Consider the following 14,331-nt stretch of genomic DNA (forward strand, 5'->3'; position numbering starts at 1 on the left):
GTAAATAATGTTTAGTGGAAATGATTGCGGCATCCCGCAAAAATATCCCTGTAAATAAACTGGAATCTTTCGGTATCCCGCATGAAACTTTTCACCCATTTTTCGGTGATAAAAACATTTTTTTCATTTAAAGTGAACGGTAGTAAGATAAAAAATATTGAAAACAATGAATAAATAGCCAAAATTGTTTCCTATTAGGATGGGGGATGTTGCGGTCTTTATCCGCTTATGTTAAACGCCGCAATGCTGACTGACGGCTGCCCGTTTTAATAGCGGCAATCTGTTTTTTTGTTTGGAAGCACTGCTTTTTAAGTGTAGTACTTTGGGCTATTTCGGTTGTTAGTTCATAAGAATTAAAAGCTGATATGGATAAGAAAGAGAAAATGCGTTGCACATGTTCACTGCTTATAAAGATTAGGGGAGGTATGACAATATGGAAATAACTTTTTACCCTTTAACAGATGCACAAAAACGAATTTGGTACACAGAAAAATTTTATCCTCACACGAGCATTTCAAATCTTGCGGGGATTGGTAAGCTGGTTTCAGCTGATGCGATTGATTATGTGCTTGTTGAGCAGGCGATTCAAGAGTTTATTCGCAGAAATGACGCCATGCGCCTTCGGCTGCGGCTCGATGAAAACGGAGAGCCTGTTCAATATATTAGCGAGTATCGGCCTGTTGATATAAAACATACTGACACTACTGGAGATCCGAATGCGATAGAGTCTATTTCACAATGGAGCCGGGAGGAAACGAAAAAACCCTTGCCGCTGTACGATTGTGATTTGTTCCGTTTTTCCTTGTTCACCATAAAGGAAAATGAAGTGTGGTTTTACGCAAATGTTCATCACGTGATTTCTGATGGCATCTCCATGAATATTCTCGGGAATGCGATCATGCACATTTATTTAGAATTAGCCAGCGGCTCAGAGACAGAAGAAGGAATTTCGCATTCATTTATCGATCATGTTTTATCTGAACAGGACTATGCTCAATCGAAGCGATTTGAAAAGGACAAGGCGTTTTGGAACAAGCAATTTGAATCGGTGCCTGAACTTGTTTCCTTGAAACGGAATGCTTCCGCAGGAGGAAGTTTAGATGCTGAGAGGTTCTCTAAAGATGTGCCTGAAGCGCTTCATCAGCAGATTCTATCGTTTTGTGAGGCGAATAAAGTCAGTGTTCTTTCGGTATTTCAATCGCTGCTCGCCGCCTATTTGTACAGGGTCAGCGGCCAGAATGATGTTGTGACGGGAACCTTTATGGGCAACCGGACAAATGCGAAAGAGAAGCAGATGCTTGGCATGTTTGTTTCTACGGTTCCACTTCGGACAAACATTGACGGCGGGCAGGCGTTTTCAGAATTTGTCAAAGACCGGATGAAGGATCTCATGAAGACACTCCGCCACCAAAAGTACCCGTATAATCTCCTGATCAACGATTTGCGTGAAACAAAGAGCTCTCTGACCAAGCTGTTTACTGTTTCTCTTGAATATCAGGTGATGCAGTGGCAAAAAGAAGAGGACCTTGCCTTTTTGACTGAGCCGATTTTCAGCGGCAGCGGATTAAATGATGTCTCGATCCATGTGAAGGATCGATGGGATACTGGGAAACTCACCATCGATTTTGATTACCGCACTGATTTATTTTCACGTGAAGAAATCAACATGATTTGTGAGCGCATGATTACGATGCTGGAGAACGCGTTAACGCATCCAGAACATACCATTGATGAATTAACGATGATTTCTGATGCGGAGAAAGAGAAGCTGCTTGCGAGGGCCGGCGGTAAATCTGTGAGCTACCGTAAGGACATGACGATCCCGGAACTGTTCCAAGAAAAGGCTGAGCAGCTTTCAGATCATCCAGCGGTTGTATTTGAAGGTCGTACATTGTCCTATCGAACGTTACATGAACAATCCGCACGCATCGCCAATGTGCTGAAACAGAAAGGGGTTGGCCCGGACAGTCCTGTCGCGGTTTTGATTGAACGTTCTGAACGGATGATTACAGCTATCATGGGGATTTTAAAAGCCGGCGGAGCCTATGTGCCGATTGATCCGGGTTTTCCTGCTGAGCGCATTCAATATATTTTGGAGGACTGCGGGGCGGACTTCATCCTGACTGAATCGAAGGTTGCGGCGCCTGAAGCCGATGCTGAGCTGATTGACTTAGATCAGGCGATTGAGGAAGGTGCAGAAGAAAGCCTGAATGCAGATGTGAACGCTCGGAACCTTGCCTACATTATTTACACATCGGGAACAACCGGACGCCCGAAAGGCGTTATGATCGAGCATCGCCAGGTTCATCATTTGGTTGAATCTCTGCAGCAGACGATTTATCAAAGCGGCAGCCAAACCTTGCGGATGGCATTGCTTGCGCCGTTCCACTTTGATGCGTCAGTGAAGCAGATCTTCGCGTCGCTTCTTTTGGGCCAAACCCTTTATATCGTACCGAAGAAAACAGTGACGAACGGGGCCGCCCTTGCTTCATATTATCGGAGAAACAGCATTGAGGCGACGGATGGAACACCGGCTCATTTGCAAATGCTGGTAGCAGCGGGCGATTTTGAAGGCCTAAAACTGAAACACATGCTGATCGGAGGAGAAGGCCTGTCATCTGTTGTTGCGGACAAGCTGCTGAAGCTGTTTAAAGAAGCCGGCACAGCGCCGCGTTTGACCAATGTGTACGGGCCGACTGAAACGTGCGTTGACGCGTCTGTTCATCCGGTTATCCCTGAGAGTGCAGTTCAATCAGCGTATGTGCCGATCGGGAAAGCACTGGGGAACAATCGCTTATATATTTTGGATCAAAAAGGCCAGCTGCAGCCTGAAGGCGTGGCGGGCGAGCTTTATATCGCGGGAGACGGTGTGGGCCGAGGCTATTTGCATTTGCCTGAATTAACGGAAGAGAAGTTTTTACAAGATCCATTCGTGCCGGGCGATCGCATGTACCGGACCGGGGATGTGGTGCGCTGGCTTCCAGATGGAACAATCGAATATTTAGGCAGAGAGGATGACCAGGTCAAAGTCCGCGGATACCGGATTGAGCTTGGGGAAATTGAAGCCGTGATTCAGCAGGCGCCAGACGTTGCAAAAGCCGTTGTTTTGGCACGCCCTGACGAACAGGGAAATCTTGAGGTTTGCGCATATGTTGTGCAGAAGCCTGGAAGCGAATTTGCGCCAGCCGGCTTGAGGGAGCATTCGGCCAGACAGCTTCCTGACTATATGGTGCCGGCTTACTTTACAGAAGTGACAGAAATTCCGCTTACGCCAAGCGGCAAAGTCGACCGCCGCAAGCTGTTTGCACTTGAGGTGAAGGCTGTCAGCGGCACAGCCTATACAGCGCCGCGAAATGAGACTGAAAAAGCAATCGCAGCCATTTGGCAGGACGTACTGAACGTTGAGAAGGCGGGGATCTTTGACAATTTCTTTGAAACTGGCGGGCATTCATTGAAAGCCATGACTCTTTTAACAAAGATTCATAAGGAAACAGGCGTCGAGATTCCGCTTCAATATTTGTTTGAGCATCCGACGATTGCGGCTCTTGCAGAGGAGGCTGATCACAGAGAAAGCCGGGCATTTTCGGTGATTGAACCTGCTGAAAAACAGGAACATTATCCGCTTTCTCTGGCACAGCAGCGAACATATATCGTCAGCCAGTTCGAGGATGCGGGAGTCGGATACAACATGCCGGCAGCAGCAATTCTGGAAGGGCCTTTAGATATTCAAAAGCTGGAGCGCGCATTTCGGGGGTTAATCCGACGCCACGAGTCATTGAGAACATCATTTGTTCTTGAAAACAGCACGCCGAGACAGAACATTCACGATAGCGTTGATTTCAACATCGAAATGATTGAAAGAGGCGGCCGCTCAGATGAGGCAATTATGGCTTCATTCGTTCGGACATTTGATTTGGCGAAAGCTCCGCTGTTCAGAATCGGTTTGCTGGGGCTTGAAGAGAACCGTCATATGCTGCTGTTTGATATGCACCATTTGATTTCTGACGGTGTATCCATTGGCATTATGCTGGAGGAGTTAGCACGCATTTATAAAGGCGAACAGCTTCCTGAACTTCGTCTCCAGTATAAGGACTACGCTGTATGGCAAAGCAGACAGGCTGCTGAAGGGTACAAGAAGGATCAGGCTTATTGGAAGGAAGTCTTTGCAGGCGAGATCCCGGTGCTTCAGCTTCTGTCCGATTACCCAAGACCGCCTGTTCAAAGCTTTGAAGGGGATCGGGTGTCAATCAAGCTGGATGCGGGGGTAAAGGATCGCCTCAATTGTTTGGCTGAACAAAACGGCGCCACTTTGTATATGGTAATGCTTTCCGCTTACTATACGCTTTTGTCAAAGTATACGGGGCAGGATGACATCATTGTCGGGACACCGTCAGCGGGCAGAAATCACTCCGATACAGAGGGCATTATCGGGATGTTCGTCAATACGCTTGCGATTCGCAGTGAGGTGAAGCAGGATGAGACGTTTACCCAATTGATCTCGCGTGTGCGCAAACGGGTGCTGGATGCCTTTTCTCATCAGGACTATCCGTTTGAGTGGCTTGTTGAAGATTTGAACATCCCGCGTGATGTTAGCAGGCATCCGCTGTTTGACACGATGTTCAGCCTTCAAAACGCGACAGAGGGCATCCCGGCTGTCGGCGATCTGTCCTTGTCTGTTCATGAGACCAATTTCAAGATTGCCAAATTTGATTTGACGGTGCAGGCGAGAGAAACCGATGAAGGCATTGAGCTTGATTTGGATTACAGCACGAAGCTGTTTAAACAAAGCACGGCAAACAGGCTGCTTACGCATTTTGCGCGTTTGCTTGAAGATGCTGCGGCTGATCCGGAGAAGCCGATTTCCGAGTATAAGCTTCTTTCTGAAGAGGAGGCTGCTTCGCAAATTCAGCAGTTTAACCCGGGCAGAACACCTTATCCGAAAGACAAAACAATTGTTCAGCTGTTTGAGGAGCAAGCGGCGAATACGCCAGACCACACTGCGCTTCAATATGAAGGCGAATCACTCACTTATCGTGAACTGAATGAACGGGCCAATCGTTTAGCCCGCGGCATTCTTTCTCTTGGAGCTGGCGAAGGCAGAACTGCGGCTGTCTTATGCGAGCGGTCAATGGATATGATTGTGTCGATTTTGGCAGTATTAAAATCAGGTTCGGCTTATGTTCCGGTCGATCCGGAACATCCGATTCAGCGGATGCAGCATTTCTTCCGTGACAGCGGGGCAAAGGTGCTTCTCACTCAGAGGAAATTAAAGGCTTTGGCGGAAGAAGCGGAATTTAAGGGCGTTATCGTGCTAGCCGATGAGGAAGAAAGCTATCATGCCGATGCGCGAAATCTCGCACTGCCTCTTGATTCTGCGGCAATGGCAAACCTGACGTATACTTCTGGAACGACTGGAACACCTAAGGGGAATATCGTGACACATGCCAATATTCTCCGCACAGTGAAGGAAACGAATTATCTCAGCATTACAGAACAGGATACGATTCTCGGTCTTTCCAATTACGTGTTTGACGCGTTTATGTTCGATATGTTCGGCTCTTTGTTAAACGGAGCCAAGCTGGTGCTGATACCGAAGGAAACCGTTTTGGACATGGCTCGCCTGTCCCGCATCATTGAACGGGAGAACATCAGCATTCTCATGATTACAACCGCTTTGTTCCACTTGCTAGTGGACTTGAATCCGGCGTGCTTGTCAACGCTTCGCAAGATTATGTTTGGCGGGGAACGGGCTTCGGTTGAGCATGTCAGAAAAGCTTTGCAAACGGTTGGAAAGGGCAAGCTCCTTCACATGTATGGGCCGTCTGAAAGCACGGTTTTCGCGACGTATCATCCTGTTGATGAATTGGAGGAGCACACGCTGTCTGTTCCGATTGGAAAACCGGTCAGCAATACGGAAGTATACATTCTTGACCGTACGGGACACGTGCAGCCTGCCGGGATTGCCGGAGAGCTTTGCGTCAGCGGCGAAGGGCTCGTGAAAGGCTATTACAACCGTCCAGAACTGACTGAGGAGAAATTTGTTCCCCATCCGTTTACATCCGGCGAACGCATGTATAAAACGGGAGACCTTGCGAGATGGCTGCCGAATGGCGACATCGAATTTATCGGGCGAATCGACCATCAGGTGAAGATTCGCGGACAGCGCATCGAGCTTGGAGAAATCGAACATCAGCTGCAAACCCATGATCGTGTTCAGGAAAGTGTTGTGCTTGCCGTTGATCAAGGAGCGGGAGATAAACTGTTGTGTGCTTACTATGTCGGAGAAGGAGACATCTCATCACAAGAGATGAGAGAGCATGCCGCGAAGGACTTGCCGGCATATATGGTTCCTGCGGTGTTTATCCAAATGGACGAGCTGCCGCTGACAGGGAACGGAAAAATTGACCGGAGAGCGCTGCCGCTTCCTGATGCCAACGTTTCAAGAGGTGTTTCATATGTTGCGCCACGCAATGAAACGGAACAAAAAGTCGCAGACATTTGGGCACAGGTACTTCAGGCAGAACAAGTCGGCGCTTATGACCACTTCTTTGACATTGGCGGACATTCATTAGCAGGCATGAAGATGCTTGCCTTGGTTCATCAGGAATTGGGCGTTGAGCTGTCTCTCAAGGATCTCTTCCAGTCACCGACGGTTGAGGGCTTGGCACAGGTGATTGCCTCTGCTGAAAAAGGGACAGCCGCAAGTATCAGCCCGGCAGAGAAACAAGATACGTATCCTGTTTCTTCACCGCAAAAACGGATGTACGTGCTTCAGCAGCTTGAGGATGCGCAAACGAGCTATAACATGCCGGCGGTTCTGCGCCTGACAGGTGAGCTTGATGTTGAAAGGCTTAACAGCGTCATGCAGCAGTTAATGCAGCGTCATGAAGCCTTGAGAACCACGTTTGAAATAAAAGATGGAGAAACGGTGCAGCGGATCTGGGAAGAGGCTGAGTGCGAGATAGCCTATTTCGAAGCCCCGGAAGAAGAGACAGAGCGGATCGTTTCTGAGTTTATTAAGCCTTTCAAAATCGACCAACTTCCACTGTTCAGAATAGGGCTGATCAAGCATTCAGACACTGAGCATGTGCTGCTGTTCGATATGCATCACATTATTTCTGACGGTGCGTCTGTCGGTGTGCTGATTGATGAGCTTTCAAAGCTGTATGACGGAGAAACCCTTGAGCCGCTCCGTATTCAATATAAGGATTATGCCGTGTGGCAGCAGCAGTTCATTCAGTCTGAGCTTTACAAGAAGCAAGAAGAGCATTGGCTGAAGGAGCTGGACGGAGAGCTGCCGGTGCTGACGCTTCCGACTGATTACAGTCGGCCTGCCGTTCAAACATTTGAGGGAGACCGCATTGCATTTTCATTAGAAGCAGGCAAAGCTGATGCTCTGCGCAGGCTTGCAAAAGAAACGGATTCCACGCTTTACATGGTGCTTCTGGCTTCATACAGTGCATTTTTATCAAAACTTAGCGGGCAAGACGATATCATCGTCGGTTCACCTGTGGCCGGACGATCTCAAGCGGACGTCAGCCGCGTCATCGGAATGTTCGTCAATACATTGGCGCTTCGCACGTATCCGAAGGGTGAAAAGACCTTCGCTGACTATCTTAACGAAGTGAAAGAAACGGCACTCAGCGCTTTTGATGCGCAGGATTACCCGCTTGAGGATTTGATCGGAAATGTTCAAGTTCAGCGTGACACAAGCAGAAACCCGTTATTCGATGCAGTTTTTTCAATGCAAAATGCGAATATAAAGGATTTAACAATGAAAGGGATTCAGCTTGAGCCGCATCCGTTTGAACGGAAAACAGCCAAGTTTGACCTCACGCTGACGGCTGACGAAACCGACGGAGGGCTTACATTCGTACTCGAATACAATACAGCTCTGTTTAAGCAGGAAACGATTGAACGATGGAAGCAATATTTGATGGAGCTTTTAGATGCAGTTACTGGGAACCTGAACCAGCCGCTTTCCAGCCTGTCACTGGTCACCGAGACAGAAAAGCAAGCGCTTCTTGAGGCATGGAAGGGCAAAGCGCTGCCTGTGCCGACAGACAAAACAGTTCATCAGCTATTCGAAGAGACTGTCCAGCGCCACAAAGACCGCCCGGCTGTCACATACAACGGCCAATCTTGGCCGTACGGCGAGCTGAATGCGAAGGCGAATCGTCTCGCGCGGATTCTGATGGACTGCGGCATCAGCCCGGATGACCGCGTCGGCATTCTCACGAAGCCGTCGCTTGAAATGTCCGCCGCGGTGCTCGGCGTCTTGAAAGCTGGAGCAGCGTTTGTGCCGATTGATCCTGACTACCCGGATCAGCGGATTGAATATATTTTACAGGACAGCGGCGCGAAGCTTCTCTTGAAGCAAGAGGGGATTTCAGTGCCGGACAGCTTTACGGGAGATGTCATTCTTCTCGACGGAAGCCGCACGATTCTAAGCCTGCCGCTTGATGAAAACGACGAGGAAAATCCAGAGACCGCTGTAACCGCTGAGAACTTGGCGTACATGATTTACACGTCTGGAACGACCGGACAGCCGAAGGGTGTCATGGTCGAGCACCATGCGCTTGTGAACCTGTGCTTCTGGCACCACGACGCGTTCAGCATGACAGCGGAGGACCGCAGTGCGAAGTACGCGGGCTTCGGGTTCGACGCTTCCATTTGGGAGATGTTCCCGACCTGGACGATCGGCGCCGAGCTTCACGTCATTGATGAAGCGATCCGCCTCGATATCGTCCGCCTGAACGATTATTTTGAAACGAACGGCGTAACGATCACGTTCCTGCCGACACAGCTTGCGGAACAGTTCATGGAGCTTGAGAACACATCACTTCGCGTCCTCTTGACCGGAGGAGACAAGCTGAAGCGCGCAGTGAAAAAGCCGTACACACTCGTCAACAACTACGGGCCGACAGAAAATACGGTCGTTGCCACAAGCGCAGAAATCCATCCGGAGGAAGGCTCGCTTTCCATCGGACGGGCCATTGCCAATACGAGAGTATACATTCTCGGCGAGGGCAATCAGGTGCAGCCGGAAGGCGTAGCCGGAGAGCTTTGCGTGGCGGGGCGCGGACTGGCACGAGGCTATCTGAATCGAGAAGACGAAACCGCGAAGCGGTTTGTCGCTGATCCGTTTGTGCCGGGTGAGCGCATGTACCGCACCGGCGATTTGGTGAAATGGACGGGCGGCGGCATCGAATACATCGGCCGGATCGACCAGCAGGTCAAGGTCCGCGGCTACCGGATCGAGCTCTCAGAAATTGAAGTCCAGCTCGCCCAGCTTTCTGAGGTGCAGGATGCGGCGGTGACAGCTGTCAAAGATAAAGGTGGCAACACAGCGATCGCGGCGTATGTCACCCCGGAATCAGCTGACATAGAAGCACTGAAATCAGCACTGAAGGAAACCCTGCCGGATTACATGATCCCGGCGTTCTGGGTGACGCTGGACGAGCTTCCGGTTACGGCAAACGGCAAAGTGGACCGCAAAGCCTTGCCTGAGCCGGACATCGAAGCGGGAAGCGGAGAATACAAAGCGCCGACGACCGACATGGAAGAGCTGCTTGCCGGCATCTGGCAGGACGTGCTTGGAATGTCTGAAGTCGGTGTCACCGACAATTTCTTCTCGCTTGGCGGAGATTCCATCAAAGGAATTCAAATGGCGAGCCGCTTGAACCAGCACGGCTGGAAGCTGGAGATGAAAGATCTCTTCCAGCATCCGACGATCGAGGCGCTTACCCAATATGTAGAGCGTGCCGAAGGCAAACAGGCAGACCAAGGCCCGGTGGAGGGCGAAGTCATCCTGACGCCGATCCAGCGCTGGTTTTTTGAAAAGAACTTCACGAACAAGCACCACTGGAACCAATCGGTGATGCTTCACGCCAAGAAGGGCTTTGATCCTGAACGGGTGGAGAAAACATTGCAGGAGCTGATCGAGCATCATGACGCGCTCCGTATGGTCTACCGTGAGGGACAGGAAGACGTCATTCAATACAACAGAGGTCTTGAAGCTGCTTCAGCTCAATTGGAGGTCATCCAGATTGAGGGCCAAGCTGCAGATTACGAAGACCGTATAGAGAGAGAAGCGGAGCGTTTGCAAAGCAGCATCGACTTGCAGGAAGGCGGCTTGTTAAAAGCAGGCTTGTTCCAAGCGGAAGACGGAGACCACTTGCTTCTTGCCATTCACCACTTAGTGGTTGACGGCGTGTCGTGGCGGATTTTACTGGAGGATTTCGCCGCAGTATATACACAGCTTGAGCAAGGCAATGAACCGGTTCTCCCGCAGAAAACACATTCATTTGCAGAGTATGCAGAGAGATTGCAAGACTTCGCGAACTCCAAAGCCTTTTTGAAAGAAAAAGAGTATTGGAGACAGCTTGAAGAACAAGCTGTCGCGGCAAAGCTTCCGAAAGACCGCGAATCTGGTGATCAGCGAATGAAACATACAAAGACAATTGAATTCTCGCTGACTGCTGAAGAGACAGAACAGCTCACCACAAAGGTGCATGAGGCATATCACACAGAAATGAATGATATTTTGCTGACGGCATTCGGATTGGCAATGAAGGAGTGGACGGGTCAGGATCGAGTAAATGTTCATTTAGAGGGGCACGGACGTGAAGAAATCATAGAAGACCTGACCATTTCCCGCACAGTCGGCTGGTTTACAAGTATGTACCCAATGGTGCTCGATATGAAGCATGCGGATGATCTGGGCTACCAGCTGAAGCAAATGAAAGAAGATATCAGACATGTGCCGAATAAGGGAGTCGGATACGGCATTCTGCGCTATCTGACGGCACCGGAACATAAAGAAGATGTGGCGTTCTCGATTCAGCCGGATGTCAGCTTCAACTATTTAGGTCAGTTTGACGAAATGTCGGATGCAGGTTTGTTTACGAGATCAGAGCTGCCATCAGGACAGTCATTAAGCCCTGAAACAGAAAAACCGAATGCGCTGGATGTTGTCGGATATATCGAAAACGGAAAACTGACGATGTCACTGGCCTATCATTCTCTTGAATTTCATGAAAAAACAGTACAAACATTCAGTGACAGCTTTAAAGCGCATCTTCTCAGAATCATTGAACATTGCCTATCTCAAGACGGTACGGAACTGACCCCGAGTGATCTTGGTGACGACGATTTGACGCTGGATGAGCTGGATAAATTAATGGAAATTTTCTAATAGAGGTGGCATATGAGCAAAAAATCGATTCAAAAGGTGTACGCACTGACACCAATGCAGGAGGGAATGCTGTATCATGCGATGCTTGATCCGCATTCTTCCTCGTACTTCACACAATTAGAGCTTGGGATTCACGGCGCTTTTGATCTTGAAATCTTTGAGAAAAGCGTCAATGAACTGATTCGGTCATACGATATTCTCCGTACGGTATTTGTGCATCAGCAGCTGCAAAAACCGCGTCAGGTCGTGTTAGCGGAACGCAAAACAAAGGTGCATTATGAGGATATCAGTCATGCAGACGAGAACCGCCAGAAGGAGCACATTGAGCGTTACAAACAAGACGTTCAGCGCCAAGGCTTTAACCTGGCAAAAGACATATTGTTCAAGGTAGCGGTTTTCCGCCTTGATGCAGATCAGCTGTATCTTGTCTGGAGCAATCATCATATTATGATGGACGGCTGGAGCATGGGCGTCCTCATGAAAAGCCTGTTCCAAAACTATGAAGCGCTCAGAGCAGGAAGGACACCTGCAAACGGTCAGGGCAAGCCTTACTCTGACTACATTAAATGGCTTGGAAAACAGGACAATGAAGAAGCGGAGAGCTACTGGAGCGAGCGCTTGGCGGGTTTTGAACAGCCCAGCGTGCTCCCGGGCCGCCTGCCTGTAAAAAAAGACGAATACGTCAATAAAGAATATTCCTTTACATGGGACGAAACACTGGTTGCCCGCATTCAGAAAACCGCAAACCTTCATCAAGTGACAGGGCCTAACCTATTTCAGGCCGTTTGGGGCATTGTTCTCAGCAAATACAACTTTACGAAGGACGTTGTCTTCGGCACGGTTGTATCGGGACGGCCGTCTGAAATCAACGGGATTGAAACGATGGCGGGGCTGTTTATCAACACCATTCCAGTGCGGGTAAAAGTAGATCAAGATGCTGCTTTCGCTGATATTTTCTCAGCTGTTCAGCAGCATGCAGTAGAGGCGGAGCGTTACGATTACGTGCCGCTCTATGAGATTCAAAAACGCTCAGCCCTTGATGGCAATCTCTTGAACCATCTTGTCGCGTTTGAAAATTATCCGCTTGATCAAGAGCTTGAAAACGGCAGCATGGAAGACCGCCTCGGGTTTTCGATTAAGGTAGAAAGCGCATTTGAACAAACGAGCTTCGATTTCAACCTGATTGTGTATCCAGGCAAAACGTGGACCGTCAAAATTAAATATAACGGAGCCGCCTTTGATTCCGCTTTTATCGAACGGACAGCGGAGCACCTTACCCGCATGATGGAAGCAGCTGTCGATCAGCCGGCCGCTTTTGTGCGTGAGTACGGGCTTGTGGGAGACGAAGAGCAGCGTCAAATTGTCGAGGTGTTTAACAGCACGAAAGCCGAACTCCCTGAAGGAATGGCTATTCATCAGGTGTTTGAAGAGCAAGCAAAACGGACGCCGGCGAGCACTGCCGTCGTATATGAAGGAACCGAGCTGACGTACCGCGAGCTGAATGCAGCGGCTAACCGTCTGGCGAGAAAGCTTGTCGAACAAGGGCTTCAAAAAGGGGAAACAGCAGCGATTATGAACGATCGCTCAGTAGAAACCGTTGTCGGCATCCTGGCTGTGTTAAAAGCAGGCGCCGCATATGTGCCGCTTGATCCAGCGCTTCCTGGGGATCGTCTTCGTTTCATGGCAGAGGACAGCTCCGTTCGAATGGTTTTGACCGGAAATTCTTATACAGGGCAGGCACATCAGCTGCAGGTGCCGGTTCTTACACTGGACATAGGCTTTGAAGAGAGCGAAGCGGCTGACAATCTCAACCTGCCATCCGCCCCGTCTGATTTGGCGTACATCATGTACACATCCGGTTCAACGGGCAAACCGAAAGGCGTCATGATCGAACATAAAAGCATTCTGCGCCTCGTCAAAAATGCCGGGTACGTTCCTGTTACTGAAGAGGACCGCATGGCGCAAACGGGAGCTGTCAGCTTTGATGCCGGAACGTTTGAGGTATTCGGCGCACTGCTGAATGGCGCAGCGCTTTATCCGGTCAAAAAAGAGACGCTGCTTGATGCGAAACAATTTGCTGCATTTCTGCGTGAGCAAAGAATCTCGACGATGTGGCTGACATCACCTTTATTCAACCAGCTTGCTGCAAAGGATGCGGGTATGTTCGGCACACTGCGCCATTTAATCATCGGCGGAGATGCCCTTGTCCCGCATATTGTCAGCAAAGTAAAACAGGCATCGCCGTCGCTTTCATTGTGGAACGGATACGGCCCGACAGAAAACACGACGTTTTCAACCAGTTTTCTGATCGACCGCGAGTATGGCGGCTCTATCCCAATCGGGAAGCCGATCGGTAATTCCACTGCCTACATCCTGGATGAGCAGCAATGCCTGCAGCCAATCGGCGCGCCTGGTGAGCTTTGCGTAGGCGGAATCGGTGTAGCGCGTGGGTATGTCAATCTCCCTGAGCTGACAGAGAAGCAATTTCTCGAAGATCCGTTCAGACCGGGTGAGAGAATTTATCGCACTGGTGACTTGGCAAGATGGCTGCCGGACGGCAATATCGAATTTTTAGGAAGAATCGACAATCAAGTGAAGGTGCGCGGCTTCCGAATTGAGCTTGGCGAAATTGAAACAAAACTGAACATGGCTGAGCATGTGACAGAGGCTGCGGTGATCATCCGCAAGAACAAAGCGGATGAAAATGAAATTTGCGCGTACTTTACGGCGGACCGTGAAGTGGCTGTGAGCGAGCTGAGAAAAACACTGTCTCAGTCTTTGCCTGACTATATGGTCCCTGCCCACCTGATTCAAATGGACAGTCTGCCGCTCACGCCAAACGGGAAAATCAACAAAAAAGAACTGCCTGCACCGCAATCAGAAGCCGTGCAGCCAGAATACGCAGCACCAGAAACAGAGAGTGAAAAGAAATTAGCGGAGATCTGGGAAGGAATACTCGGCGTCAGAGCAGGCGTTACCGATAACTTCTTTATGATCGGCGGTCATTCTTTGAAAGCGATGATGATGACGGCGAAAATTCAAGAGCATTTTCATAAGGAAGTTCCGATAAAAGTGCTTTTTGAAAAGCCGACTATTCAAGAACTGGCACTGTATTTGGAAGAGAACGAAAGCAA

General features: G+C 49.5%; 1 protein-coding gene and 1 pseudogene. Both read left to right on the forward strand.

Annotated features, from left to right (window positions below; genetic code table 11):
* The first annotated feature begins 433 nt into the window (after positions 1–433).
* The gene (gene srfAA / locus NYE53_RS02005; protein WP_339246970.1) at positions 434–11,197 is read left to right on the forward strand and encodes a surfactin non-ribosomal peptide synthetase SrfAA; all 10,764 of its coding nucleotides are present in this window, start codon (positions 434–436) and stop codon (positions 11,195–11,197) included.
* 12 nt (positions 11,198–11,209) lie between these two features.
* A pseudogene (gene srfAB / locus NYE53_RS02010) lies at positions 11,210–14,302 on the forward strand (surfactin non-ribosomal peptide synthetase SrfAB); the annotation flags it as partial.
* Positions 14,303–14,331: the final 29 nt, after the last annotated feature.

This window comes from Bacillus sp. FSL R5-0523 (genome assembly GCF_037975295.1).
In the GTDB taxonomy this organism is placed as follows: domain Bacteria; phylum Bacillota; class Bacilli; order Bacillales; family Bacillaceae; genus Bacillus; species Bacillus subtilis.